Source organism: Micromonospora sp. CNZ297 (assembly GCF_007827625.1).
In genome coordinates this window covers 107,862-131,959 of record NZ_VISU01000011.1, presented here as the reverse complement: position 1 = coordinate 131,959, position 24,098 = coordinate 107,862, and the positions used below count along the sequence as shown (strand labels likewise).

The window sequence follows — 24,098 nt, the reverse complement described above, 5'->3', positions numbered from 1 at the left end:
ATCTCAAGGTCGGCGAACCACTGCGTCACCACGTCGCGTTCGAAAGTCCCGTGGGCCACTCGTCGGCGCGGCCTGCATCGGGCGGTCGTAGCTGGACCGCCTTGTTCGGGCGGCTACCACCGGCTCCGGCCCGACAGCCCTTCATCCAGCGCAGCGGACTTTTTGTCCGACTCGACCATGAAGATCCTTCGTAGAAATGTTGGCGTGTCGGACCACCAGAGTGACGATCCCGCGGATCCCATGACCCGATGGCTCAACAGCCAGCCGCACGCCGGCGCGCAGCCGCGCGTCCGGCGGCAGGGTGGTCTGCGGTTTGCGTTCTACGGCCGGATGTCGACCATCGAGCATCAAGACCGGGTGACGTCCCGGCACTGGCAGCGGGACTGCGCCAGCGAACTCGTCGCCGGTCACGGGCTGATCGTCGCCGAGTACTTCGATGCCGGCTGCTCGCGCCGCCGCGGCTGGCGGCAGCGTCCGCAGGCCGCCGCGCTGCTGGCCGCGCTCCCCGATCCGCACCGTGGGTTCGACGCGATCGTGGTCGGCGAATACGAACGAGCATTCTCCGCCAACCAGCTGCAGCACCTGGCACCCCTGCTCGAACAGCACGGTGTGCAGTTGTGGCCAGCCACGACGGGACTGCCCGCCGCTACCTGTTCACCGGCCTGCTGCGCTGCGCACCATGCGGCCGAAGACTGGAATCCCACTGGATCAACCAGCGTCCGGGCTACCGATGCCGCCAAGGCCACACCAGCACCCAACAGCCCACCAACGGCCGACGCAAGATGCTCTACCTCAGGGAAGACCACATCATCGCGCGACTGATGGGACATCCCGGCCTCGCCAGCGACGCCCAGAACCCGCATGACCTGGCCGCGCTCCTGCACAGAAACAAGATCAGCATCATCTGCGATCAGGAACGATGTACACCGACCACAGGAGCCTCAGGCAAGTGAGCCCGTTCAACCCATGATCAATATGTGGAGATGTTGTGTCCGAGGGATTCGGACACAAAGTCACGGCACCCATGCTCAGCATGGGTGCTCATGCCGTAATCCTATAGCAGCGAGCGGCACTATGGAGTTTCCCGTGTCGGCGTCATGCCGTTATCGGTGACGCACCAAAGTCCACAGAGGGGCTGGTTCGGATTTCGCGCCGGCGGCCCCGGCCTGGCCAACCCACCCGGCATGCTGGACCTGTACGTGTTCGCCCCTGCCCGCCGCGTCGGGCGGCACCTAACCTGACCGCACAAGATGATCGGCTGAGCCATACCAGAGGGCGCACGACGTGCCGTCCTGCCTGCTACTGGGCGCGAACCGAAAGGCGACGGGCACCGGCTCGAACGAGCCGGTGCCCGAGGGCCGGAGATGGGATCAGGCGGAGTAGCCGCGGGTGGCCATCCAGTTCGCCAGGTCGATGGTGGTCATCCAGTAGGCGGCCATGTTCGGGTCGGCGGAGTCGGCGATCCGCACCGTCCGGCCGTCGTCCTTATATCCGACCACGGCGATGTAGTGGCCGCCGGGGAAGGAGTGCCAGCCGCCGTCTGTATCGGTCGCGGAGCCGACGGTGTTGGCGACCACGGCACGGCCGTCGGTGATGGCGGTGACCACGTCGGCCTGGAGCTGGTCGATCTGCGCCGGCGTCGCGGCCTGGCCCGGGATCATGTGCGTCCGGTACGGGTTGCCCTTGACCATCTGGTTGAGCCCGCGAGTGGTGTCCTCCGCCGAGTTGGTGCCGTTCTCGCCAGCGTTCAGCGGGGCGACCATCGCGTCCTGGGTGGTCTCGACGCCGCTCGCGCTGAGCGCGTTGCGCACAGCGGCCGGGCCGCAGTTCCAGTAGGCAGTCTGCGCCTCGTAGGTGTGGTCGAGGACCTTGGTCGACGGAGGCTTCGGCCTCGCCTTCTTGGTCACGTCCGGGTCGGTCGTGGCCCTGTCCTTCGCTGACGGCGACGGCTCGGCGGCGACGCGAGCCTCGCCGCGGGTGGCGACATCACCGAGCCGCGGAGCCAGCCCGGCGGCGGTGTTCCCCTGGCGGACGGGCGCGTTGTGATCGGTGGCGGCCAGCGCCGTGCCGACGCCGCTGGCGAGCACGAGCGCCGCGGCGGAGCCGGCGATGATCTTGTACGGGCGCTCGGTCACAAGACGCCGCAGCTGACGCTTCATGTGGTGCTTCATGTGTTCCTCCACGGGCTGGAGCGGCACAGGCCGGCCCGACGCGCGGAGGAACTCACGCACGTTGTGACTGGGCGGGGTGCCGCGGGGATGGGGAGCGCCCGGTGGGCCGGGCTGGGGGGCAGTTGCCGGGACTCACAGTCAGGCGAGTGTCGGCACCGCGATGCCGTGGAGGCGTGGGGAGTATCGGGAGGTGTTTCGCACGAGGCTGGCACTCCTTCCGTGGCCGCCTACCGGGTTAGCTGACGGATTCGGGCGGGAAGTACGCCCTACCGCGGGCCGTGGCTCGCGGATTCACCCCGGTGTTGCCTGGGTCCCCGGTTCATGAGATCACGATTAGGCGGGTCGGAGCGGCGTCGCCACTTGCGATCGGAAACCGCACCGGACGCGCCGACATTACCGGTGGGTACGTCGTATGCCAAGGGCTCCCACCTGCATAAGCCTCGAACATCGCTACTCTGATCGGAACCTCCAGTTACTCATGCCACTCAATGGGACGAGCAGTTATAGCGGAACCCTCGGGACGTAACCGGACATCGGAATGCTGTTGGCGCTCAATTGCTTGGCCGATCGCCGCATACTCACCCGAATGGCCGTTTCCTGGGCGGCCGTACGTAGCCCCACACCAATTTCAGTCACAATTCAGCAAACCCGGGCCGGCAGCAGCGGCGGTAGTGGTGGTACGGGCCGAGGCCGCGCGCAGACACAAGTCAGTGCGAGCTCCCCGTTACCGCACAGGCGTTCATGGAGATGAAGTTGGCGGCGCTCGTGACACCCGGCAGTCAGCCCGCGCAGACCGCGGGTAGCTCGACGTTCGAATGTCGACGTGGCTTCGACGAAAATCAACCCAATCCCGGCGGGCGGCGTAAGGCCGGATCGCCGCCCTGCCGACGGTTGGGCGCGCGCCGCGCGAAGCAAGTGGGAACCGCGTACGAGAGCATGATCGTCGCGCTGATCGCGGTGGCCCGCTTCAAAATCCGTCACCGCGGGGCCACAGAGCGACCCGACCACGGCTGACCGGGACCGCGGCAATGCCTCGCACCACTCCCGGCGCAGTCCGTCGCCGTTGCGAGTCGGCGATGCCACCATGCTGGCGCTCTCCCCCAACCTGACTTTCTGGATCGTCGAAGCTGACCCGCCCCTACTAAGGGCGGGTAGTAGTTGACCTAGGATGGCGACCGCACCACGTGGGAGCGATGTGTGGGCACCGGCCCGCGCCTCCTTGGCGGAAGGATCAACAGTGCCTTTCCAGCGGCGTCGCCGGGCGGCCTGACCTTGCTTGCTGCATCGCCGGGTCTCGCATGTCCTCAGTCGCCAGCACGTCGCGCCGCGCGCTGGGCAATTCGGGTGTGGCTGGCGCTGTTTCCCGCCCTCATCGTGGCCCTCGGGTTCGCTTCCCCTGCGGCCGCACATTTCAAGCTGCTCCGGGCCGTTCCGGCCGACGGCGCGCGGATCGACGGCGCCGTCCAGGAGATCCGGCTGACGCTCAGCGCCGCCGGCACGCCCACAGGAGCGGGATTCAAGCTTTCCGACGGCAACGGCATCGGCCTACCGGCCGCCAGCCACACGCCCGACGGAGGCCGAACGTGGCTGGTCCACCCGACCGCTCGCCTGACCACCGGCACGTTCAAGCTGCGATGGAGCGTCGCGGCCCCGGACGCCCACCCCCTGACGGGTGTCATCACGTTTACGGTGGCCTCGCCTCCCCCGACGCCCGGAACGGCCGCTAAACCCCAGGCAACAGCCAGCCCGCACGGACATGCCGGCCATGGTGGGCCAGGTGTGCCCCCGGCTTCGCCGTCGGCACACGCGGGAGGACACGCTGTTGGCCACACCGCCGACGCGGAACAGGCGCCGGTGCGGTTTGTCGGCGCCGTCGGGCGTTGGCTTTCCTACGGGGCGATCCTGCTCGGTGTCGGTGGTCTTGTCTTCGCGTTGACCACACTGGTCGGCACACGCAGTGACATCCGGGTGGTGCAGATCTGGGTGCGGACGGCGGGGCTGGCGGTGGCGGCTGGAGCGGCCTTTGAGCTGGTTGCACTCGCGGCGGTCTTCAGCGAGCAGGGCACCTTCGCCTCGGCGGCCAGCGCCTCGTCGGTGACCGCCCTCAGCCAGACACCGGTGGCCGCCGGCCTGGTCCTGCGACTCACCGGTGCGGCCGGTCTGCTCGTGTCCGGTTCACTCGAAGCGGCGCTGATTCGGGGCCGGCACGCGGTCGGGCGTCACTCCGTTCCGACCGTCGCAGCGATACCCACCGACTCCCGGAACCTGGTGACGGCTGCCGCCGTCAGCGCGGCCGGCGACGGCGTTCAGCGGGTGCGAGCGCGACCGGTGCGGCCTGTGCTCATGGCGGTCACCGTGGCACTGCTGCTGGGTTCCTTTCTGGTCGATGGGCACACCGTCACCGCGGAACCTCGGGCCGTCGTCGTGGCGGCCGATTTCGCCCACACCATTGCCGCCGCGGTGTGGGTCGGCGGAGTTCTTCTCCTGGCTGCCCTGTTGCTGAGCCGCGCCCGCCTCGGCGTACCGACGGGTGCCGCCGAAATGGCGGTGCGATTCTCCATACCGGCCACCGCCGCGGTAGCGCTCACGGGTGTCGCTGGCGTCGCGTTGACCCTGCTGATCCTGGAACGGCCGGGCCATCTCGTGACCACCGACTGGGGGCGGGTGCTTCTCGTCAAGGTCGCCCTGGTGGCGGCTGTTGCCCTCGTCGGGCTGTACAACAGCCGGCGCGTCGTGCCCAGGCTGGATGACCGCGCGATGGACGCCACTTATCAGCTACGCCGCACTGTCCTGGTCGAGGCGTTGCTGATGGTCGCCGTCGTGCTGGTCACCGCGATCCTCGTCAACGCCGAGACGTAGTCGGCAGCAGCGCGTGACAGGAGTCGAGGGCACCTCACCGCCAGGGCCGCCTCGCGTGGGTCGGGCGCTGATCGTATGAATGCGCCGGTGGATCAGTCGGGATCAGACTCATCCACCGGCGTCAGACAGGCGGTTGATGGATTCGGTCAGGCCGCGGGTACTGTCTCGGCCTCGTTAACAGGCTGTCGCTTGGCCGCGCGGAGGGTGAGACCGGCGGTGAGGGCGCCTGCGGCGGCGATGATCCCGGCGCCGACGAAGGCGGCGGAGTATCCGTCGGTGAGGGCGGGCAGATCGCCGAGCCGGTCGGCGCCGGCGGCGGAGGCGACCGCGGTCATCGCGGCCAGGCCGAGCGCGGAGCCGACCTGGTAGCCGGTGTTGACGATGCCGGAGGCGAGTCCGCCCTCCTCGGGGCGGGCGCTGGAGATCGCCGTACCGAGCGACGGGATGAACGCCAGCGACATACCCAGCGCCGCGACCAGCGAGGCCGGCAGCACGTCAACGGTGAAGCTGCCGTCGGGGCGGACCAACGCGAGCCAGCCGAGTCCGACGGCGAGGACCGCGAGGCCGGTGACCACCATGGGCTTCGGGCCGAAGCGGGCGATGGCGCGCGGGGCGAGCGCGATCATGCCGATCATGATGAGGATGGTCATCGGCAGCAGTGCCGCGCCGCTGGGGAAGGCGCTGTAGCCGAGGACCTGCTGCAGGTAGAGGTTGAGGAAGAACCACATCGGGATCCACGCCGCACCGAGCAGAAGTTGGGCGACGTTGGCGGCGGCGAGGTTCGGCGCCCGGAAGATCGACAGCCGCATCAGCGGCTCCCGGCGGGCCGCCTGGATGGCGACGAACGCCGCGAGGGCGACCACGGCTCCGGCGAGCACCAGCCAGGTCTGCCCAGAGGCCCAGCCCACCTCGGGGGCGCGGACGATGCCGTACACCGCGGCGCCGAGACCGATGGTGACCGTGAGGGCGCCGAGCACGTCCAGCGAACCGCGGCGGGTACCGCCGGCGGGCATCAGGGCCGGGGTGGCCAGCAGCGCGAGCGCGGCGATGGGAATGTTGATGTAGAAGACCCACGGCCAGCTGAGGTATTCGGTGATGACGCCGCCGAGGAAGACGCCCGCGGTGCCACCGGCGGGTGCCGCCGCGCCGTAGAGGGCGAGGGCCCGGGTGAGTTCCCTGGGTTCGGCGCCGAAGAGCATCATCAGCAGCGTCAGCGCCGACGGGGCGATCAGCGCCGCACCGGCTCCCTGTACGGCGCGGGCGGCCAGTTCGACCGTGACGCTGCCGGCCAGGCCCGCGGCGGCGGAGCCGATGAGCAGGACACCCCAGCCGGCGGCGAACATCCGCTTGGCGCCGAACAGGTCGGACAGCCGGCCGCCGAGCAGGAGCAGGCCGCCGAACGCGACGACGTAGGCGTTGAAGACCCAGGACAGGCTCTCCGGTGAGAAACCCAGATCCGCCTGTATGCGTGGTAGCGCGACGCCGATGATCGAGGTGTCCATGATGACCATGAACTGGGCGAGGGCGATGAGTCCGAGGGCCCACCAGCGCTTCGATCCGGATGACATCGTGATCACTCCTTTTCTTACCCCTAGGGGGTATGGGTAGCGGCAATTTTGTACCCCCCACCGGTACCTGTCGTCAAGTGATCCGGATGACATGCCAGGGTAAGCACACGGATCGGTCGAGGTCTTGAGGGGCATACCGGGGAGGGGTATATTCAAACGCCTGCGGGCCGGCGCACAGCCGACCGTCGACGGACGGACCTTGCGCACCGTCACGCCATCGTCTGCGACACCGAGGAGATCCCATGTGCGGCAATGAAGCCAGCTGCGGCTGCGGCACCATCACGATCGACAGCGCCCCGGCGGCCCAGGGCACCGGCAGCGGCGCCCGGAGCACCTACCAGGTGTCCGGCATGACCTGCGGCGGCTGCGCCAAGAAGGTGACCGGGCACGTCTCCGAGATCGCCGGCGTGACCGACGTCCAGGCCGACGTGGCCGCGGGCACCATCACCGTTCTCAGCGAGAACCCGTTGGACACCGCCGAGGTCCGCGCGGTCGTGCAGCGGGCCGGCTACCAGCTCGTGGACTGACCCGCGGGGCATCTCGCATCCCTGGGGCACCGGTTGGCGCCCAGGGATGCCGCCTTGCCATCCGTCCCGGCGACGAGGAGACCGAGTTGACCGTCAACGATCGTTCCCGCCCCGATGAGCTCGTCGTGTACGGCACCGGCTGGTGTCCCGACGTGCGACGCAGCCGCGCCCTGCTCGACGCCGCCCGCATCCCGTACGTGTACGTCGACGTCGATGAGGACCAGGCTGCGGCGGACCTGATCCGTGGCCTGCAGCAGGGGCAACGTCGCATTCCCACCCTGGTGTGGCCGGACGGCAAATTCCTGGTCGAGCCCACCGACGACCAACTGCGTGCCCACCTGACCAGCAGCGGCCATGAAACCGGTGGCCTCGCCGGCTGACGCTTCCATCCCACGCGTCAGAGTGCGCGGCGGCCGTCTAGAGACAGGTGAGGACCGCGGCGAGCATGCCGATGCCCACGGGCGCCCCGAGGGCGGCCGCAGCGAACGCGGTCCGGGTCGCAAGATTGCGGCCGTGCGGGGTACGCGACTGAAGCCGCTGCAACCGGACTCCCACTTCTCCCCCGGCCATCGACAGGGCGGACGGCGGATGGGGCGCACCAGCGAAGCTCAAGAGCGCATTGCGCACGGCCGCATGGCCGCACTCCCGGACGGCCGCAGCGTCCGCACGCAGCTCGACTAGCAGACGGACGGCGGCGGGTGCTTCCCGCGTCAGCGGCAGCCAGGGAACGGCCGATGCAAGCCCTTCCACGGCGGATACCAGCAGGTGGTGGCGCTCGCGCAGATGGGCGCGCTCGTGGCTCAGCACCGCGGCGAGCTGATCCGCCGGCAGATCTCGGGTACAGCTGGCGAGCACAGTCAACCCGCCGGCCCCGCCGAGGCTGTACGCCAACGGGGTGGGGTGTGGGATCCACAGCACCGCCCCGTCACCGGGCTCGGCCGCGCCGCCGGAGAGAGCCAGCAGATCCCCGTGCACGCGCCGGGCGCGACCGGCCGTCCGGGCGCGGCGGACGCAGGACGCGGCGAACTTCGTGAATGCCGCGACCATGGCCAGAGCGCCCGCCCCGCCGAGGACCTCGCCGAGGGCCGGGGGACGGCTGGGCCGCGCCCAGTGCCAACACAGTCGGGCGAGGTCATGCAGTGCCCACTCGTGGGCAGCGCCCGGGGCGAGCAACACGGCGACGGCGACGCCGAAGGTGGCCGTCACGGCGACGAGCAGCCCGAGCCAGCCGAGCAGCACGGCGACCGGGTCAGCAACGTGGCGGAAGCAGAATCGCAACGCGACGGGCCCCCACCAGGCGGCGGCCACGACACCGGCGACCAGTGCCAGCGCGATGCTCACGCCCCGGGCTCCCGCTCGTGGAGCACCTGCTTGATGATGTGCAGTTCCCGATCCGAGGCCGACCTGGCGAAATGCAGAAGCACCAGGTCGGGGTCCGTGCTGGTCTCGAGCACCTGACGCAGCGTGCGAGCGGCGATTTCCTCCCGGCTGCCGGCTGGGCGATAACGGTAGGCCTTGCCATCCTTCGCACGCGCCGCCCAACCCTTGCGGTGCAGGTTGTCGAGCACGGTGAGAACCGTCGTGTAGGCCAGAGCGCGGTCGGTGGTCAGTGCGTCGAGGACCTCTCTGACCAGCAGAGGTTGGCCGGCCCGCCACAGGACGTCCATGACCGCCGCCTCGAGTCTGCCCAGCTCTGCCACGTGCGCTCCCTTCGTGCCCGCAAGGGTACGCGGGGCGACCCGCCAGGCCAGCAAGGCGCACCGGGACCGTGAGGGCTGGCGAGCACAGAGGCCCGATACCTCAGGAGCGCGCGGCCCGGCCAGAACGACCTCGACGATGGTCCATATTTGCAGACGGCGGAAAGGTTGCGTTCCGCAAGGTTCCACCCCCGCCAGGGCAGGCGTATGAAGTGACCCGAGTCGATGCCGTACCCACCCTCCACGGCACTCCCAGAGGAGCTGGAATGCGCAATAAACTGCTGGCCGCCGCCGGTGCCGCCGCCCTCGCCCTGCTGGCCTTCCCGTCGCCCGCCCAGGCCAACCACAGCTGGGGCGGCTACCACTGGGCTCGCACCGCCAACCCGTTCAGCCTGAAGCTCGGTGACAACGTCAGCTCGCAGTGGGACTCGGCGCTGTCCGGCGCCTCCGCCGACTGGAGCAAGTCCACCGTCCTGGAACGACCGTCGTGGCCGGCTCGGTCAGCCCGAAGACCTGCAAGGCCACCGCCGGTCGGGTCGAGGTGTGCAACTCCACCTACGGCAACAACGGCTGGCTCGGCATCGCCTCGATCTCGGTCACCGGCGGCACCCACATCACCCAGGGCACCGTGAAGCTGAACGACACCTACTTCAACACCGCCCAGTACAACACCCCGGCGTGGCGCAACCTCGTCACCTGCCAGGAGGTCGGCCACACCTTCGGCCTCGACCACCAGGACGAGAACTTCAACAACGCCAACCTCGGCACCTGCATGGACTACACCAACGACCCGAGCACCAACCAGCACCCCAACCAGCACGACTACGACGAACTGGTCACCATCTACTCGCACGTCGACTCGACCAGCACGGTCGGCTCCGCGCCGGCAGGCGCCTCGGTCGGCAACTCCCCGGAGTGCTGGGGCACGCTGGTCAGCGGCTCCCGCGCCGACCGGCACTCCACCTACGTCCGGCACTTCGCCGACGGCACCATGGTCGTCACCCACGTGATCTGGGCCTGATCGTCGGATCGACCGCGGTGGAGGGGTCCGTCGCCGGATCGCCGAGCCGCACAGTGGCCCCTCGCCAGAACGGCGAGGGGCCCACGGTGCTGGTCAGGCCGAGTAGCCGCGCGAGGCGGACCAGTTCGCCAGGTCCGCAGCCGAGATCCAGTAGGTGCCATCACCGACAGGCTGCCAGGGATCGGCGATCTTGAGACGGCCCCCGTCGCTGTCGTAGCCGACCACGGTGAGGTAGTGCCCCACGGGGAAGGATCGGGTGACGCCTTCGGCACCCACGGCGGCACCGATGACGTTGACCACCGGGATGCGCTGCTCGTCGATGGCCTTGGTGAGGTCGGCCCTGAGCCGGTGCACCTCGTCGGCGCTGGCCGATTCGTTGGGAATCTCCACGGTCTTGTACTCCCGCTCGCCCAGGCTGTCGTTGAGCACTCGGGTGATCTCGAAGGCCGAGGCGGTGCCGGCGAAGGTGGTGCCAAGTTCACTCGCCAGCTTGTCCTGGTCTTCGATCTTTCCTTGCGCGCTCAGCGCGATCCGCGTGGAGGCAGGACCGCAGTAGTAGATGTTGGGCTGCGCCTGGAACGTGTAGTCGTTCACCTGTTTGCCGGAAGCTGCTCTGGCTGTCGCCTCGGCAGCAGCCGGGTTGGCAAAGGCAGCTGTCGCCGGACCTGCGGCGACGATGCCGGCAAGAGCCACTCCCGCCGCGGCCACGCATTTCCTCACCACGGCGGAGTTGTGGGTGTTGCTGACCGAAAACCGTCGGGCAGGGTTGTTCATGTATCGCCTCTCCTCGGGGAGCCGCAGCGATCACGCGGACCACTCGCCGCTCTTCTCGGTTCGGCACGCGCCTGCGAGCCGGGATACGCACACCCCGGAGCGTCCGGCTCCGGCCTGCGGTTAAGGACCAACTGGCGGCCCGGTTCCCGCATTCCGCAGGTGAGGCCCCGGCCACAGGATTCAGGGCGGTCAGCCGGAAAAGGGACCGGCCGGACTCGAACCAGAGTTCGAGCCCGGCCGGACAGGTACGCGCCTACAGGCGGTCGAGGATCTTCTGGAGGGTCCGCACCTCCGCCGCCTGGTCTGCGGCGATCTTGGCGGCGAGAGCCTTGGCGTCCGGGTTGCTGCCGTTGGCCTGTTCGGTCTTGGCCATCTCGATGGCGCCGTTGTGGTGGGCGATCATCATTTGGGCGAACTTCTTGTCGAAGTCAGTGCCCTTGGCGGCCGTGAGGTCAGCCATCTCCTGGTCGGACATCATGCCCGGCATGTCCGAATTCATCCCCGGCATGTCATGCCCGGGCGAGGCCGACATCCCCGGCATGTTGTGGCCGCTGGGCGGAGACGTGGGCTTCCCCCACGCCGTCAGCCAGCCCTTCATGGTGGTGATCTCGGGATCCTGGGCGGCCTTGATCTTGGCGGCCAGATCCTTCAGCTCCGGGTCCTTCGCGCGGCTCGGAGCGAGGCCGGCCATCTCAACGGCCTGCTGGTGGTGCGGAATCATCATCTGGGCAAACATGACGTCTGCGTCGTTAAACGTGCCGTTCGCTGCGGACGAGGCGCCGGTCGACAGGCTGCTGTTGGAATGGTCCATGCCGGCCATGTCGTCGCCCCCGCCGCAGGCGGCAGTGACGAGCAGAGCGGACAGGGCGACACCGGCAAGGGCAGTCCGGCGCAGGATGGTTCGCTTCATCGAGTGAATGGTCCTTGTCGCTAGTGGTTGGCAGACGGTCCTGTGATGGGGGCTTGGCGGCGCGCGAGGGTCTATGTCCGCAGGACCGACACCGCGGTCATCCGCAGTCCGAGGGGAGGTCGGGGCGGAGGGCCACATCCTCGACCCCACGTCCACTGCCTGGCGCGTGCGGATACGGGCAGTTCTCGTCGGCACCGCCGGAGCATCGACAGGGAGGCGAGAACGACCGCCGCGCCGAGCACCGCCAGACATACGGCGAATGCGTCAACGCCGCGACCGTGGCCGTCCGAGCCGCTGAGGCTCTGCTCGCCTGCCGGCACCACGGGTGTGTGCCGCAGGTCCGCCATCGCGCTTTCGACGCCGGAGCCCCTGAGGCTGGGATGGTGGCCGACGGTGTGCATGCCGAGAACACCGAAGGCCAGTGCGACGAGCAGCATCAGCCACAGGGCCGCGCGCTGCTCCGGCCCGCCCGACGCGCCCGCCTTCGCGCTTTTCATGCTGTACCAGGATAGTCGGTGCAAATCCGCCTGCCAGAGATCGAGGTCTGAAGCCGCCGCATCAAGGGGTCAGGTTCGGGATGTCGAACCAGCTGAACGGTGGCCACGGCAGGTTGCGCAACACGGTGCTGTAGAGCAGGAAGGCGGCACCATAGATCCAGTAGACGCGTGGCGACAACCGCAGCGCAGGCAACTCCCGCCCGAACCAGGCGACGCCGGCCCAGCGAATGCCCGCGTAGAGAAGGAAGGGAACGGCGATCAGAGCGGCCAGATGGTGGCGGGCCGCTTCGAGGAGGTCGCCGTGCAGCAGGTAGTAGAACATTCGGGTGCCGCCGCAACCCGGACCGTTGATGCCGGTCATCGCGTGCCAGAGGCAGGGGCCGGTGGGGTCGGCGACCCGGTCGGTCGGATCGAAGCGAAGGACGAACGCCGCCGCCGCGCCGATGGCGCCGGCCAGTGCCAGAGTCGCCGCGCGCTGCGTCGCGCGATGGGGGTAACCCGCCACCTGTCGCATCGCCACCTCCTCGTGTGTCACGAGAGCACACGTGCCGAGATGGGCAGGAACGAGCGATCCCGACACGCGTCTACTAATCACGCATAGTAGATGGCACGCATGGGCACCCTGCCGAGGGGACCCACACCACGAAGACCAGGATGCCGGGCAGGCGCGCGGAACCACCCGGGACACTCCCGTCGCCCTCACCGTGCGCGGTGGCAGCCGCTGCAGACGGGCCCGGCGTAACGGCGGTACCCCTCCCCCACCGCCCCTAAGCTGGGGCAGTACGAACCCTCGCACCACCACCCCGTGCGCACGGAGGTGACCTGTGACCGGCGGTGAGGAATCCGCAGCCGACCGGCCGCCGGGGACGGCCGTGCTGACGGCCCGGGGCCTGCGCAAGTCCTACCGTCGGGGACCGTTCCGGCGGCGTTGCCCGTGCTGCGTGGGGTGGATCTCGACCTGGGGCCAGGTCAGGTGGTCGGGGTGATCGGTGAGAACGGCTCGGGCAAGAGCACCCTGATGAAGATTCTGGTCGGCGCGCTACGCGCAGACGCGGGGACCGTGTCGCACCGCGGACGGATCGGCTACTGCCCGCAGAGCCCGCAGCTGTATCCGCGGCTGACCTGCGACGAGCACTTCGACCTGTTCGGCCACGCCTATGGCATGGCCGAGGAGGAGACGGAGCGGTCCCGGCAGTCGTTGTATGACCAACTGGGCTTCCCCCGGTACGCCCGCACCCGCGCCGAGCGGCTCTCCGGCGGAACCCTCGCCAAGCTCAACCTGGCACTGGCCCTGCTGCCGGACCCGGAACTGATGCTGCTCGACGAGCCCTACGCGAGCTTCGACTGGGACACGTACCAGAAGTTCTGGGACCTGGTCGGCGAGCGCCGGCGGGCCGGCCGCAGCGCACTGGTCATCAGCCACTTCGTGGTGGACGAGGAGCGCTTCGACCGGATCGTGGCCATCACGGACGGCCGGGTGGCATCCCGGTGACCGTCCTGGCGTTCGTGCGGCGGTTCCTGGCCGACTACGCCCGCAACCGGGTGAACCTGCTGCTGCTGGTCGTCGTACCCGTGGTCTTCGTGGCGGTGGTGGCGGGCACCCTGGCCGATGCCGCGCGGATTCTCGGCGGCCGCGGCGGCGCGGCGGTCGAGAACGCCACCGCCGCGTGGTCGGCGGCGTTCCTCGCCGGCATCGGCATGTACTTCCAGAGCGCCGCCACCCGCGACACTGACCAACGGGTGGTGCTGGCCGGGCTGCGGCCGGCACGCATGGTCGCGGCCCGGCTTCTCACCGGGCTGGCGCTGGCCGTGCTGGTCAGCGCGATCGCGTTGGTCACACTCGCGCTCCGGACCGGTATCGACCGCCCGGGGCACGTGGTGGTCGGCACACTCATGGCGGCGGTCATCTACGTCGCCATCGGCACGGCCGTGGGAACGCTAGTGAGCAACCCGGTCAACGGCTCGGTGGTGGTGCTGTTGATCTGGATCCTGGACGTCTTTCTCGGCCCGGCGATGGGGGCCCAGGAGCGGGTGGGCACCCGGATACTGCCGACGCATTTCGTCACCTCGTGGATGGTGGATCTCCCGTCGGGGCACGCCGGCCGGCTCGGCGACGTCGGCTGGGCCCTGGTGTGGACCGTCGCGGCGGTCGCGGTCGCCTGGACCCTCGCGGTGCGGCGTACCCGCCGCGCCGGGCAGCCCCGTCGCCGGCAGCGGCCGGGCGGGTGGCGGGCCCAGCTTGCGGGCGCCGGCCGGGCGGCGTGGCGCGACGCCCGCCGCAATCCGGCCCTGTGGGCGCTCTACGTCGCGGTGCCGGTGATCTTCATCCTGCTGGCGGACGCGATCACTCCCGACCAGCCCATCACGGTGACGGTGCGGGAGCACGGCCGGCGGCTGGCCGGGAGTTACCCGATGCCCGAGGTGCACGGGGCGACGATGGCGCCCATCGCGGTCGCCTCGCTGGCGGCGTTGGCCGGTCTGTTCACGCTGTTGGACAGCCGCGCCGGCGACCGCCGCGCGGCCCTGGCGGGGTTGCGTCCGGCGGCGTTGCTGGCCGGCCGGCTCGGGGTGCTCGCCGCCGCGGCGTTGCTGGCCACGGTGGTGTCGCTGGCCACCACGGCGTCGGTGTTCGACGCGGTCCGCTGGCCGGTGTACGCCGCCGGGAACCTTCTGGTCGCCGGCACGTACGCGCTCGTCGGTGCGCTGCTCGCGCCGGTCTTCGGCCGGGTCGGTGGGGTGTTCATGGCGTTTCTGCTGCCCTTTCTCGACCTCGGCATCAGCCAGAGCCCGATGCTGCGCTCCCAGCCGCCGTCCTGGGCGAAGGCGCTTCCCGGCTACGGCAGCGTCAGGGTTCTCCTCGACGGCGCGCTGACCCGGGGGTTCGACGAACTCGGCGCGCTGGTGCTGGCCTCCGGGTGGATCGTGGTGCTGTCCCTGGCCGTCGCGGTCGCCTACCGGCGGTCCGTGTCGCCGCCCGGATCCCTCGTGACGGCTCTGGCCCGGCCTGCGGCGAGCCGGCCGGGCCAGAGCGGGACGTTCAACGGCGTCCGGGGGTGAGGCGGACCCGTCGGAGCAGTTGTGCGTTGAGCGCCACCACGATGGTGGAGGCGGACATCAGCACCGCGCCGACCGCCGGGCTGAGCGCCACGCCCGCCCACGCCAGCGCGCCGGCCGCGACGGGGATCGCGACCACGTTGTAGCCGGCCGCCCAGGCCAGGTTCTGCACCATCTTGCGGTAGGACGCGCGGGACAGCCGGATCACGCCGGTGACGCCGCGCGGGTCGGAGGAGGCCAGGACGACACCGGCGGATTCGATGGCCACGTCGGTGCCGGCGCCGATCGCGATGCCGACGTCGGCGCGGGCCAGGGCGGGCGCGTCGTTGACCCCGTCGCCGACCATGGCCACCGTCAGGCCCCGCGCCTGCAGGTCGGCGACCGCGCGGTCCTTGTCCGCCGGGAGCACCTCGGCGAACACCTCGTCCACACCGGGGCGGAAGCCCAGGTCGGCGGCGACCGCCTCGGCGACCGGGCGGGCGTCTCCGGTGATCATCACGATCTTCTTGACGCCCTGTTCCCGCAGCTCGGTGATCGCCTCCCGGGCTTCCGGCCGGACCTCGTCCTCCAGCGCGAACGCGCCGATCGTTTCGGGTCGGCCGTCCGCCGGCAGCCGCAGCAGATGCAGGACGGCCGCGCCGCGGGCCGACCACCGGCTGCTGGCGTCCGCCAGGTCGGCGGGCACAGTGGCATCGAGCTCCCGCAACAGCGCCGGACCGCCGACCGCGTAGGAGGTGCCGTCGACCACGGCCTGGACGCCGCGTCCGGTCAGGGAGCGGAAGTCCCGCGCCGTGGCAATCAGACCGTGCCCCTGGGCTGCCCGCACCAGGGCCCGGGCGAGCGGGTGCTCACTGTCGGCCTCCACCGCGCCGGCGACCCGCAGCACCTCGTCCTCGGTGAGCCCTGCGGTGGCGGCGGTGGCGGTAACGGTGTGGGCGCCCTTGGTCAGGGTGCCGGTCTTGTCGAACAGCACCGCGTCCACGCCACGCATGCGTTCGAGCGCCATGCGGTCCTTGACCAGGATGCCCGCCTTCGCCGACACCGCGGTCGACAGGGCGATGACCAGCGGGATGGCCAGCCCGAGGGCGTGCGGGCAGGCAATCACCAGAACCGTCACCGTACGGACCACGGCTTCGTTGACGTCGCCCAGTGCCCACCAGGTGCCGAAGGTGATCAGCGCGGCGGCGGTGGCGAGGTAGAACAGCCAGGCGGCGAACCGGTCGGCGAGCACCTGCGCGCGGCCGGCGGACGCCTGCGCCTGGGCGACGAGCCGGCTGATGCCGGCCAGGGCGGTGTCCTCGCCGACGGCGTCGACGCGGACCCGCAGGGTGGAGTCGGTGGCGACGGTGCCGGCGACCACCTTGTCGCCGACCGTACGGGGCACGGGCCGGGACTCGCCGGTGACCATGGACTCGTCGAGTTCGGCGGCCCCGTCGACGATCCGTCCGTCGGCGGGAACCCGGCCGCCGGAGCGGACCAGGACCAGGTCGCCGACGCGCAGGTCGCCGGCGGGCACCCGGTGCGGCTGCCCGGCGTCGTCGAGGCGTTCGGCGTCGTCGGGCAGCAGGGCGGCGAGGGCCGCCAGGGCGCCCTGGGCCTGCCCGATCGCCTTCATCTCCTGCCAGTGCCCGAGCAACATGATGGTGACCAGCGCGGCGAGTTCCCACCAGAAGTCGAGGCTGAACGCACCCAGGCTCGTGGCCAGCGAGGCGGCGTACGCGACGGTGATCGCCATCGCGATCAGCAGCATCATGCCGGGAGCCCGGTCGCGGACCTCCCGAACGGCGCCGGCCAGGAACGGCCAGCCGCCGTAGGCGAAGACCAGGGACCCCAGGACGGGCCCGACCCAGGTCATGCCGGGGAAGTCGAGGGTGTAGCCGAACCAGTCCATGATCATGTGGCTGGTGGCGACGATCGGCACGGTCAGCGCCAGGCTCAGCCAGAACTTGCGCCGGAACTGCTCCGGGTCGTGCCCGGCGTGCTTGTCGTGTCCGCCGCCGTGTCCCCCGTGGTGGTCGTGGTGCTGGGGCTGATCCGGCGGGCGACGCTCTGGCGTGTGATCTGCGTGCCGCTCGGCGACGTGGCCGTGAGCGGGGTGCGGGTGCTCGGGTGCCGTCGCGAGCGGGGCATGGTGGGTGTCGTGGCGTGTCATGAGGTCCACCTCCGCCTCGAACATATACCCCTAGGGGGTATAGGGCAAGGCTGCTGGTACGTGGTCTTGAGCGCTTCCTGTTACCGCTACCCGGAGGGGGTAGGACCTTCGACCGTACGGCCGGGGCCGGTAGGCGCTGCCGCCCGGCGGAACCCGGGAGCAGGCTCGGTTTGGGAGCTACGAGAAAGGAGACCGGTGATGAGGCGACATCTGCCGTTGTACGTGACCGCCTTGGTGATCCTCATCGCGGGGGCGCTGGCGATCGGCGTGCCGGCACGTTCGGTGGCGTACGGGCTGCTCGCGCTCGCCTGCCCGCTGATGATGCTGTTCATGCACGGCGGCCACGGTGACCACAGCGGTCACTCCGGTGGCAGCGAGCGCCGCGGCCCGTCGGAGACGAATTCGTCGGTCAGGTGAGCCGGCAGCGGCGACGGGTATGCCGGCGACGCCGTCAGGTCCAGGAGAACAGCAGGGTCCGACAGCGGAAAGGACGTGACCCACATGCATGATGGCAACGGTTGGTTCTGGCCGATGGGTCTGATGATGGTCGGCTGGCTGGTCCTGGCCGTGATCATCGTCGCGGCGGTCTGGCTCACGGTCGGCACCGGCCGACGCGCGACGGACCACGGCGACTCCGCCCGGCGGATCCTGGCCGAGCGCTACGCCCGTGGCGAGCTGGACGACGAGGAGTACCGCCGCAGGCTGGACGGGTTGCGCTGACGGGCCTCCCCCACGCGCTTCGTCAGCTGCCTGCGGCGGGCCCTGCGCCGGGCAGGGCGACGGTGAACATCGCGCCCCGGCCGGGGCCCTCACTGGCGGCGGTGATCCTGCCGCCGTGTTGGGTCACGATAGCGCGGGCGACGGCCAACCCGATGCCCGATCCCCCGTGCTCGCGGTCCCGGGCGGCGTCCGCCCGGTAGAAGCGTTCAAAGACGTGCGGCAGGTGCCGCGCGTCGATGCCGTCTCCCGTGTCGGTGACGCTGACGCGCACCTCGTCGGCAGCCCGGGTGGCGTGCACGCTGACGCGCCCGGTCGGTGGGGTGTGGCGCAGGGCGTTGTCGAGGAGGTTGCCCAGCACCTGCCCCATCCGTACCGGGTCGGCGTCGACCACTCCGACGTCCGGTGCCACCTGCTCGTGCAGGGTGAGGCCCTTCGCCGCGTACCGGGGCCGGGCGGCGGCCACGGCAGCGCTGACCAGCTCACCGACGGCGACCGGTCGGGGGCGCAGGTCGAGTTGGTGCTCCTCTGCGCGGGACACCGCGACGACGTCCTCGGCCAGACGGCGCAGCCGGGTGGTCTGCGCCCGCAGCACCGTCCAGGTGTCCTCGCCCTCGACCGCGATCCCGTCCTCGGCCGCGTCCACGTACGCCTCGATGGTGGCCAACGGAGTACGCAGCTCGTGGCCGAGGTCGGCCAGCAGACGGCGGCGGGTCGCCTCCGCGTCGGCCAGCCGGGCGGCCATCGTGTTGAAGGCGGCGGCGACCGTGTCGAACTCCGGACCGAGGCCGGGACCGTTGACCCGTGCCGCGTAGTCGCCCCGGCTGACGTCCGCGGCGGCGGTCGCCAACTGGGTGACCGGTCGGGCAAGGCGGCGAGCCAGGTAGGCGCTGACGGCGAGGGCGGCGAGCAGCGATACGGCGATCGCGACCCCCAGGGCGAGGGCGCTGGCCGAGGCGTACGCCTGCTCGACGTGATGAGCGGTCCCGGGGTCGACCGGACCGGTCACCCGCCTCAGATGGCTCCGGAAGATCGCCGGCCCGACCACGGCCGCCACCAGGCCGAGGGTTCCCGCGCCGACCAGCACCACGAGGGCCTGGGCGGCGAGAAGCCGGCCCGGCAGTCCCAGTTGTCGTCTCATCCCCGCCCCATCCGGTAGCCGATGCCGCGGACGGTGCGGATGAACCGGGGCCCGGCGGGATCGTCGCCGAGCTTGCGGCGCAGGTGGGCGATGTGCACATCGACGAGGTGCTCGTCGCCGACCCAGTCGGCACCCCACACCGCGTCGATGAGCTGCCGGCGGCGCAGCGCCGTGTCCGGCTGCGCGGACAACGCGGCAAGCAGGTCGAACTCCGTCCGGGTGAGTTCCACGGGCTGCTCGTCGACGTACACCTCACGGCCGGCCAGGTCGACCCGCAGCCCGCCGACCGTCCGGGTCGACTGCTCCGCGGCCGGGGCCACGGCGGCGCGGGGACGGCGCAGCATGGCGCGGATCCGGGCGACGAGTTCGCGCGGGCTGAACGGCTTGGTCAGGTAGTCGTCCGCGCCGACGCCGAGGCCGATGAGCTTGTCGACCTCCTCGCTGCGGGCGGTGAGCATGACCACGTAGCAGTCGGTGAACGTGCGGATCTGGCGGCAGACCTCGATGCCGTCCAGGCCCGGCAGGGCGAGGTCCAGCACCACCACGTCGGGCCGGTCCCGCCGGGCGGCCGCGACCGCCGACCGGCCGTCGAAGACGCAGCTCACCTCGTGACCGTCGCGCTCCAGATAGCTGGCGACGACCTTGGCCAGGCTGCGCTCGTCGTCGACCACCAGCACACGTACACCCATGGGCCAATCCTGCCCTGCCGGTCAGGCCGGGCGGACCCAGGTCACCGGCGATCGCTCATGAAGATTCACTGAAGAAAGCCGTGCGACGTGGCCGTCGGCCCGCGGCGAAGGTCAGGCTGCAGACAGGGTTCCTCGCAGCCGAAGGAGCAGCCATGTCCCCCACCCTCACCCGCCGACGACTGCTGGCCGGAATCGCCGGCACGGTCGGTATCGCCGGCACGGCCGGCGCCGCCGCCTGGGCCGGCGGGCTGTTCGACCCCCGTCTCGTGGCTCCGGGCGGGGACCTGGTGGCCCGGACCGAGGCAGCGCGACGGCGGGCCGGCGCCCGCACCGTGTCCGCGAGGCTCAACCCGCGCCCGGTCACCCTCGACCTCGGCGGCCGGCAGGTGCAGACCTGGGGCTACCAGGATTCCGCGCCGGGTCCGCTGCTGCGCGCGCGGGCCGGCGACGTGCTCCGCGTCGAGGTGGCCAACGGTCTGGCCACCGAGACGAGCGTGCACTGGCACGGCGTCGCGCTGCGCAACGACATGGACGGCGTGCCCGGAGTGACCCAGCGGTCGATCGCTGCGGGCGGAACGCACACCTACGAGTTCACCGCCCCTGACCCGGGCACCTACTTCTACCACCCGCACTCGGGAGTCCAGCTCGACCGCGCTCTCTACGGTGTGCTCGTGGTCGACGACCCGCACGAGGCCGGCCGGTACGACCAGGAGTGGATCGTGGTGCTCGACGACTGGGTCGACGGCACCGGCCGCACACCCGACGACGTGTTGGCGTCGCTGCAGTCGATGGGCGGCCACGACGACATGGCCGGCATGAACGGCATGGCCGGCATGGAGCACGGCGGCATGAGCGGCATGTCGATGGGCGGCATGGAGAGCATGACCTCGCCCCTGCTAGGTGGGGCAGGAGACGTGGTCTACCCGCACTATCTGATCAACGGCAGGGCACCGGACGCCCCGGTGACGTTGACCGGTCGACCGCGCCAGCGGGTGCGGATCCGCCTCGTCAACGCCGCCTCCGACACCGCGTTCCGGATCGCCCTCGGCGGCCACCGTCTCACCGTCACCCACACCGACGGCTTCCCCGTCACCCCCACCACCTGCGACGCCCTGGTGCTCGGCATGGGGGAACGGGCGGACGTCACCGTGGACCTCGGCGACGGCGTCTTTCCCCTGGTCGCGGTCGCCGAAGGCAAGAGCGGCCAAGGCGTGGCCGTGGTCCGCACCGGCGCCGGCAGCCCGCCGGCCGCGACTGTCCACCCTGCGGAGCTGGACCTCCGAGTGCTGCTCACCGGCGGCCTGAGCCCTGCCGACGCCGTCAAACTGGAGCGCCGCAAGGCCGATCGGGTGCACCGCCTGGAACTGGGCGGCTCGATGATGCCCTACCGGTGGACCATCAACGGCACCACCACCGACAAGCTCGACCCGCTGCTGGTCGGCCAGGGCGAGCGGGTGCGGCTGGAGTTCGTCAACCAAAGCACGATGTTCCACCCCATGCACGTGCACGGCCACACGTTCGCCGTCACCGACACCGGCGTCCGCAAGGACACGGTGATCGTGGTGCCGAAGCAGACCGTCGCGGTCGAGTTCGACGCGACCAACCCGGGCCAGTGGATGACCCACTGCCACAACATCTACCACGCCGAGACCGGCATGATGATCAACCTGGCGTACCAGGAGTAACAGCCTGACCTATCCCCCGGGGTGACAGGAGGCTCCCGCGGCCTTCGGCCATGGGAGCCTCCTGTCATCGACCGACGGTTCAGGTGACGCGGCGGAAGCCGGCGACCGGCATGTAGGTGATGCTCAGGACGTTGACCGGCTTACCGGCCCGCGGCGCGTGCACCATCAGGCCGTTACCCAGGTACAGCCCCATGTGGTGCAGGTCGCTGAAGAAGAAGATCAGGTCGCCGGGGCGGGCGTCGGCCCGGGACACCGGCCGACCCTCGTTCCACTGCGCGCCGGTGAAGTGAGTGAGCGAGATACCCGCGGCCTTGTAGGCGTACTGGGTGAGCCCAGAACAGTCGAAAGCGTCCGGGCCGTCGGCCCCCCAGACGTACGGGTCGCCGACCTGCTGGCAGGCGACGCGGATCGCCGTCTGCGCGGCGCTGCTGACCACGCCGCTGATAGTGGGGCAGCCCGTTACCTTCACCGTCGTCTTCGGCAGCGACGCGGTCAGGCGTTTGATCTCGGCGTCGATCTGCTTCTTCTTCGCCGCCAACTCGTCCTGCTGCTTGACCTCCGCGGCGATCAGCTCGTCCAGCTTCTTCTTCTGCGCCTGGTACCGGTCGCGGACAGCCAGCACACCGGCGATTTCCTGGTGCTGCTGGGCCGCAAGCCGGTCGAGGATCACCAACTGTTCGGCGAGGGTCCCAGGCTTGGTGCTCACCAGAAGGGCACCCAGTTCCTGCGAGGGGCCCCGCACATAGTACCGGGCGGCGATAGCGCCGACCCGGTTCATCGCCAGCGCGGACTCCAGTTCCAGCGGGGCCATCTTCTTCTCGAGGTCCGCCGCCTTCTTCTGGTTGACCTTCAGCTGGGCCCGCACCTTGTTGAAGCCTTCGATGGTGGGCTCGAGTTGTTCCCACTGCTTGTCGATCTGCGCTTCGATCTCGTCCGCCGAGGGCGCGGCGTGGACCGGTGCCGCCAGGAGCCCGGCGCCGAGCGCAGCGGCCGCGAGCAGGACGAGTGCACGGCGGGCCAGCCCGCCGCGACGGACGGGCGGGTGGCTCGCGGGGGGACGGCGAAGGGGCAGGGATGCCACCAGCACGGACTCCTTCTGGCCTTGGGAAGCGGGCGGGGCTGCGCGGTAGCGGCCCCACCCGCGGCGGGTTCGCCCACATCCTTACCTACTATTGGCCGATAGTTGAAGAGGGGACGGCCCGAGCAGCCAAAGTGTCACCGAGGGCTAGCGGCTGACCACGTACCAGAGCGGTCCGGCCACCAGCCCCAGCGCCAGGCTGACGGCCGACGCGAGGATGGCCGTCCGCGCCGTGACGCGCCGCAGGACGGCCTCGGAGGTCACCGCCGAGTCGCCGGGCTCTCGGTACACGGGAACGATCCAGCGCAGGTAGTAGAAGAGGCTGAGCACACTGTTGACGAACACGACGACGGCGAGCCAGGCGTACTCGCCGTCCCAGGCGGCGGTCGCGGTGGTGAGCTTGCCGACGAACACCGCCGTCGGCGGGGTGCCCACCAGGCCGAGGAGGGCGACCAGCAGGGCCGCGGCGAGCCCCGGCCGCCGGTAGGCCAGGCCCCGGAAGTCGGTGAGGTCGCGGTGCTCCGGAAGGGCGGCGGTGACCGCGAACGCGGCGATGTTCGTCACCGTGTAGCCGGCCAGGTACAGCAGCAGCGACGGCAGTGCCAGGTCGCTTCGTCCAATGGCCACGATGGGCACGAGCAGGAACCCGACCTGGCTGACGGTGGACCAGCCGAGCAGCCGGCGTGGGTCCGATTGCCAGTAGGCGGCCAGGTTTCCCAGGGTCATGCTGACGGCTGCCACGACAGCCACCGCGACCGCCCAGGACACGGAGGTGGGAAGGACGCCGGCGAGTCGGAAGACGGCGATCAGCGCGCCGATCTTCGGAACGGTGGTCAGGAACGTCGCCGCGGTGGCGGAGGTGCCCTGCGCGGCGTCGGGCACCCAGAAATGCGCGGGTACGCCGCCGGCCTTGAACATCAGCCCTGCGAGGAGAGCCACCGCAGCGACCGCGACCGCCCCGCGGGGCATGTCCGGCAGGCGCTGCGAAAGTTCGGGATAGGTGGTGGTGCCGGACAGGCCGGTCAGCACGGTGACGCCCAGCAGGAGCAGGATCCCGAACAAGGCTCCCAACAGGTACGTCTTCAGCGCGGCTTCGGCGCCGGCAGCGGTGTGGGCAAGACCGATCAGCGCGTAGAGCGGGATGCTGGCGAGCAGGAACCCGACGGCGAGGGCGAGCAGGTCGTTCGCCCCGGCCAGCAGCACCGCGCCGGCGGTGGAGAACAGGAGCAGGCTGTAGGTTTCGCTCTCCCGCGCGGTACCGGAGATCTCGTCGGCCGCGATCGCCAGGATGAGCAGGGTGCCGGACGCCGCGAGGATGCGGGCGATCCCGGTGGCCGTGTCGACGGCGAACGAGTTGTCAAAGGCGCTCGTCGCCGGCTCGCCCAACTGGATCGCGGCGACGACGATCGTGGCGACGAGCACGACGGCGGTGAAGATCCGGATGATCCACTGCCGGTGGCGGGGGACGAAGGAACCGCCGATCAGAGCGGCGAGGGCGCCGCCGGCGAGCAGCATCTCGGGGACCAGCAGCAGCGGTCGCATCATCTCCGTTTCCACC

At 70.4% G+C, this 24,098-nt stretch carries 25 protein-coding genes and 1 riboswitch; of the genes, 11 read left to right on the top strand and 14 right to left on the bottom strand.

The window, feature by feature from the left end; all coding sequences use genetic code 11:
- Positions 1-141: 141 nt before the first annotated feature.
- Entirely contained in the window at positions 142-606 is a 465-nt protein-coding gene (locus FB454_RS35475; protein WP_225319833.1) for a hypothetical protein, read from the bottom strand.
- A gap of 11 nt (positions 607-617) precedes the next feature.
- Here FB454_RS35475 and FB454_RS35470 point away from each other — a divergent pair, with 11 nt between their 5' ends.
- On the top strand, positions 618-953 hold the full coding sequence (locus FB454_RS35470; RefSeq protein WP_230650663.1) for a recombinase zinc ribbon domain-containing protein: 336 nt from the start codon (positions 618-620) through the stop codon (positions 951-953).
- Positions 954-1,370: 417 nt separating this feature from the next.
- Here FB454_RS35470 and FB454_RS20305 read toward each other — a convergent pair whose 3' ends face one another.
- Positions 1,371-2,171, bottom strand: coding sequence for a C39 family peptidase (locus FB454_RS20305; RefSeq protein ID WP_036310744.1), 801 nt, complete (start codon positions 2,169-2,171; stop codon positions 1,371-1,373).
- 209 nt (positions 2,172-2,380) lie between these two features.
- A riboswitch (cyclic di-AMP (ydaO/yuaA leader) is annotated at positions 2,381-2,521 on the bottom strand.
- A gap of 391 nt (positions 2,522-2,912) precedes the next feature.
- Between FB454_RS20305 and FB454_RS20300 the strand changes: the two genes are divergently transcribed.
- Together FB454_RS20300 and FB454_RS20295 are read left to right on the top strand one after the other, a co-directional pair.
- Positions 2,913-3,185: a hypothetical protein gene (locus FB454_RS20300; RefSeq protein ID WP_135241034.1), complete on the top strand. Its 273-nt coding sequence runs from the start codon at positions 2,913-2,915 to the stop codon at positions 3,183-3,185.
- Between the two features lie 330 nt (positions 3,186-3,515).
- A complete protein-coding gene (locus FB454_RS20295; protein WP_030271539.1) occupies positions 3,516-5,030 on the top strand; it encodes a copper resistance CopC/CopD family protein in 1,515 nt (504 codons plus the stop codon).
- A 146-nt stretch (positions 5,031-5,176) separates the two neighbouring features.
- On the opposite strand, the gene FB454_RS20290 is transcribed toward FB454_RS20295, so the two are convergent.
- Positions 5,177-6,598 carry an MFS transporter gene (locus tag FB454_RS20290; RefSeq protein ID WP_030271537.1) on the bottom strand — a complete coding sequence of 474 codons (1,422 nt, stop codon included), beginning with the start codon at positions 6,596-6,598 and terminating at the stop codon, positions 5,177-5,179.
- A gap of 242 nt (positions 6,599-6,840) precedes the next feature.
- Here FB454_RS20290 and FB454_RS20285 point away from each other — a divergent pair, with 242 nt between their 5' ends.
- Positions 6,841-7,125 carry a heavy-metal-associated domain-containing protein gene (locus tag FB454_RS20285; protein ID WP_036310742.1) on the top strand — a complete coding sequence of 95 codons (285 nt, stop codon included), beginning with the start codon at positions 6,841-6,843 and terminating at the stop codon, positions 7,123-7,125.
- 86 nt (positions 7,126-7,211) lie between these two features.
- Positions 7,212-7,505 carry a glutaredoxin family protein gene (locus tag FB454_RS20280; RefSeq protein ID WP_047890777.1) on the top strand — a complete coding sequence of 98 codons (294 nt, stop codon included), beginning with the start codon at positions 7,212-7,214 and terminating at the stop codon, positions 7,503-7,505.
- 37 nt (positions 7,506-7,542) lie between these two features.
- Here FB454_RS20280 and FB454_RS20275 read toward each other — a convergent pair whose 3' ends face one another.
- Positions 7,543-8,466, bottom strand: coding sequence for a M56 family metallopeptidase (locus tag FB454_RS20275; protein WP_047890776.1), 924 nt, complete (start codon positions 8,464-8,466; stop codon positions 7,543-7,545).
- Entirely contained in the window at positions 8,463-8,825 is a 363-nt protein-coding gene (locus FB454_RS20270; protein WP_082171187.1) for a BlaI/MecI/CopY family transcriptional regulator, read from the bottom strand. The genes FB454_RS20275 and FB454_RS20270 overlap by 4 nt, the downstream gene beginning before the upstream one ends.
- A gap of 484 nt (positions 8,826-9,309) precedes the next feature.
- On the opposite strand from FB454_RS20270, the gene FB454_RS20265 reads away from it, so the two are divergent.
- On the top strand, positions 9,310-9,843 hold the full coding sequence (locus FB454_RS20265) for a zinc metalloprotease (protein ID WP_052166171.1): 534 nt from the start codon (positions 9,310-9,312) through the stop codon (positions 9,841-9,843).
- A 93-nt stretch (positions 9,844-9,936) separates the two neighbouring features.
- Here the strand turns inward: FB454_RS20265 and FB454_RS20260 are convergent, their stop codons facing one another.
- From FB454_RS20260 to FB454_RS20245, 4 genes are all read right to left on the bottom strand, one after another.
- On the bottom strand, positions 9,937-10,617 hold the full coding sequence (locus FB454_RS20260; RefSeq protein WP_052166170.1) for a C39 family peptidase: 681 nt from the start codon (positions 10,615-10,617) through the stop codon (positions 9,937-9,939).
- Between the two features lie 253 nt (positions 10,618-10,870).
- Positions 10,871-11,527 (bottom strand): DUF305 domain-containing protein, encoded by a 657-nt coding sequence (locus FB454_RS20255; protein WP_030271527.1) that lies wholly within the window; start codon positions 11,525-11,527, stop codon positions 10,871-10,873.
- Between the two features lie 71 nt (positions 11,528-11,598).
- Positions 11,599-12,024, bottom strand: coding sequence for a hypothetical protein (locus tag FB454_RS20250; RefSeq protein WP_071098622.1), 426 nt, complete (start codon positions 12,022-12,024; stop codon positions 11,599-11,601).
- 61 nt (positions 12,025-12,085) lie between these two features.
- Positions 12,086-12,538 (bottom strand): DUF2752 domain-containing protein, encoded by a 453-nt coding sequence (locus FB454_RS20245; protein ID WP_030271525.1) that lies wholly within the window; start codon positions 12,536-12,538, stop codon positions 12,086-12,088.
- Positions 12,539-13,006: 468 nt separating this feature from the next.
- Between FB454_RS20245 and FB454_RS20240 the strand changes: the two genes are divergently transcribed.
- Both FB454_RS20240 and FB454_RS20235 read left to right on the top strand, forming a co-directional pair.
- Positions 13,007-13,516: an ATP-binding cassette domain-containing protein gene (locus FB454_RS20240; RefSeq protein ID WP_230650666.1), complete on the top strand. Its 510-nt coding sequence runs from the start codon at positions 13,007-13,009 to the stop codon at positions 13,514-13,516.
- Positions 13,513-15,081: an ABC transporter permease gene (locus FB454_RS20235; protein ID WP_063778291.1), complete on the top strand. Its 1,569-nt coding sequence runs from the start codon at positions 13,513-13,515 to the stop codon at positions 15,079-15,081. Before FB454_RS20240 ends, FB454_RS20235 begins: the two co-directional genes overlap by 4 nt.
- Here the strand turns inward: FB454_RS20235 and FB454_RS20230 are convergent.
- Positions 15,062-17,230, bottom strand: coding sequence for a heavy metal translocating P-type ATPase (locus FB454_RS20230; RefSeq protein WP_225319487.1), 2,169 nt, complete (start codon positions 17,228-17,230; stop codon positions 15,062-15,064). The genes FB454_RS20235 and FB454_RS20230 overlap by 20 nt on opposite strands.
- 198 nt (positions 17,231-17,428) lie before the next feature.
- On the opposite strand from FB454_RS20230, the gene FB454_RS20225 reads away from it, so the two are divergent.
- On the top strand, positions 17,429-17,647 hold the full coding sequence (locus FB454_RS20225; RefSeq protein WP_013476072.1) for a DUF2933 domain-containing protein: 219 nt from the start codon (positions 17,429-17,431) through the stop codon (positions 17,645-17,647).
- Positions 17,648-17,731: 84 nt separating this feature from the next.
- On the top strand, positions 17,732-17,950 hold the full coding sequence (locus tag FB454_RS20220; protein WP_013476071.1) for an SHOCT domain-containing protein: 219 nt from the start codon (positions 17,732-17,734) through the stop codon (positions 17,948-17,950).
- A gap of 22 nt (positions 17,951-17,972) precedes the next feature.
- On the opposite strand, the gene FB454_RS20215 is transcribed toward FB454_RS20220, so the two are convergent.
- Together FB454_RS20215 and FB454_RS20210 are read right to left on the bottom strand one after the other, a co-directional pair.
- A complete protein-coding gene (locus FB454_RS20215) occupies positions 17,973-19,088 on the bottom strand; it encodes a sensor histidine kinase (RefSeq protein ID WP_013476070.1) in 1,116 nt (371 codons plus the stop codon).
- Positions 19,085-19,777, bottom strand: a complete 693-nt coding sequence (locus FB454_RS20210) for a response regulator transcription factor (protein ID WP_013476069.1) — start codon at positions 19,775-19,777, stop codon at positions 19,085-19,087. The genes FB454_RS20215 and FB454_RS20210 overlap by 4 nt, the downstream gene beginning before the upstream one ends.
- A 152-nt stretch (positions 19,778-19,929) precedes the next feature.
- Here FB454_RS20210 and FB454_RS20205 point away from each other — a divergent pair, with 152 nt between their 5' ends.
- Entirely contained in the window at positions 19,930-21,462 is a 1,533-nt protein-coding gene (locus FB454_RS20205) for a multicopper oxidase family protein (protein WP_013476068.1), read from the top strand.
- Positions 21,463-21,541: 79 nt separating this feature from the next.
- On the opposite strand, the gene FB454_RS20200 is transcribed toward FB454_RS20205, so the two are convergent.
- Together FB454_RS20200 and FB454_RS20195 are read right to left on the bottom strand one after the other, a co-directional pair.
- Positions 21,542-22,543 (bottom strand): C40 family peptidase, encoded by a 1,002-nt coding sequence (locus FB454_RS20200; RefSeq protein ID WP_013476067.1) that lies wholly within the window; start codon positions 22,541-22,543, stop codon positions 21,542-21,544.
- A gap of 144 nt (positions 22,544-22,687) precedes the next feature.
- Complete coding sequence (locus FB454_RS20195) at positions 22,688-24,097, bottom strand: NADH-quinone oxidoreductase subunit N (RefSeq protein WP_030271518.1); 1,410 nt, start codon at positions 24,095-24,097, stop codon at positions 22,688-22,690.
- Between the last annotated feature and the right edge of the window lies 1 nt (position 24,098).

Bases quoted from the DNA above. Each gene is read 5' to 3' on its own strand.
- FB454_RS20225 (WP_013476072.1), top strand. From the start codon at position 17,429: ATGAGGCGACATCTGCCGTTGTACGTGACCGCCTTGGTGATCCTCATC.
- FB454_RS20210 (WP_013476069.1), bottom strand. From the start codon at position 19,777: ATGGGTGTACGTGTGCTGGTGGTCGACGACGAGCGCAGCCTGGCCAAG.
- FB454_RS20250 (WP_071098622.1), bottom strand. From the start codon at position 12,024: ATGAAAAGCGCGAAGGCGGGCGCGTCGGGCGGGCCGGAGCAGCGCGCG.
- FB454_RS20220 (WP_013476071.1), top strand. From the start codon at position 17,732: ATGCATGATGGCAACGGTTGGTTCTGGCCGATGGGTCTGATGATGGTC.
- FB454_RS20300 (WP_135241034.1), top strand. From the start codon at position 2,913: ATGGAGATGAAGTTGGCGGCGCTCGTGACACCCGGCAGTCAGCCCGCG.
- FB454_RS20215 (WP_013476070.1), bottom strand. From the start codon at position 19,088: ATGAGACGACAACTGGGACTGCCGGGCCGGCTTCTCGCCGCCCAGGCC.
- FB454_RS20205 (WP_013476068.1), top strand. From the start codon at position 19,930: ATGTCCCCCACCCTCACCCGCCGACGACTGCTGGCCGGAATCGCCGGC.
- FB454_RS20260 (WP_052166170.1), bottom strand. From the start codon at position 10,617: ATGAACAACCCTGCCCGACGGTTTTCGGTCAGCAACACCCACAACTCC.
- FB454_RS20255 (WP_030271527.1), bottom strand. From the start codon at position 11,527: ATGAAGCGAACCATCCTGCGCCGGACTGCCCTTGCCGGTGTCGCCCTG.
- FB454_RS20290 (WP_030271537.1), bottom strand. From the start codon at position 6,598: ATGTCATCCGGATCGAAGCGCTGGTGGGCCCTCGGACTCATCGCCCTC.
- FB454_RS20230 (WP_225319487.1), bottom strand. From the start codon at position 17,230: ATGACACGCCACGACACCCACCATGCCCCGCTCGCGACGGCACCCGAG.
- FB454_RS20305 (WP_036310744.1), bottom strand. From the start codon at position 2,171: ATGAAGCACCACATGAAGCGTCAGCTGCGGCGTCTTGTGACCGAGCGC.
- FB454_RS20285 (WP_036310742.1), top strand. From the start codon at position 6,841: ATGTGCGGCAATGAAGCCAGCTGCGGCTGCGGCACCATCACGATCGAC.
- FB454_RS20245 (WP_030271525.1), bottom strand. From the start codon at position 12,538: ATGCGACAGGTGGCGGGTTACCCCCATCGCGCGACGCAGCGCGCGGCG.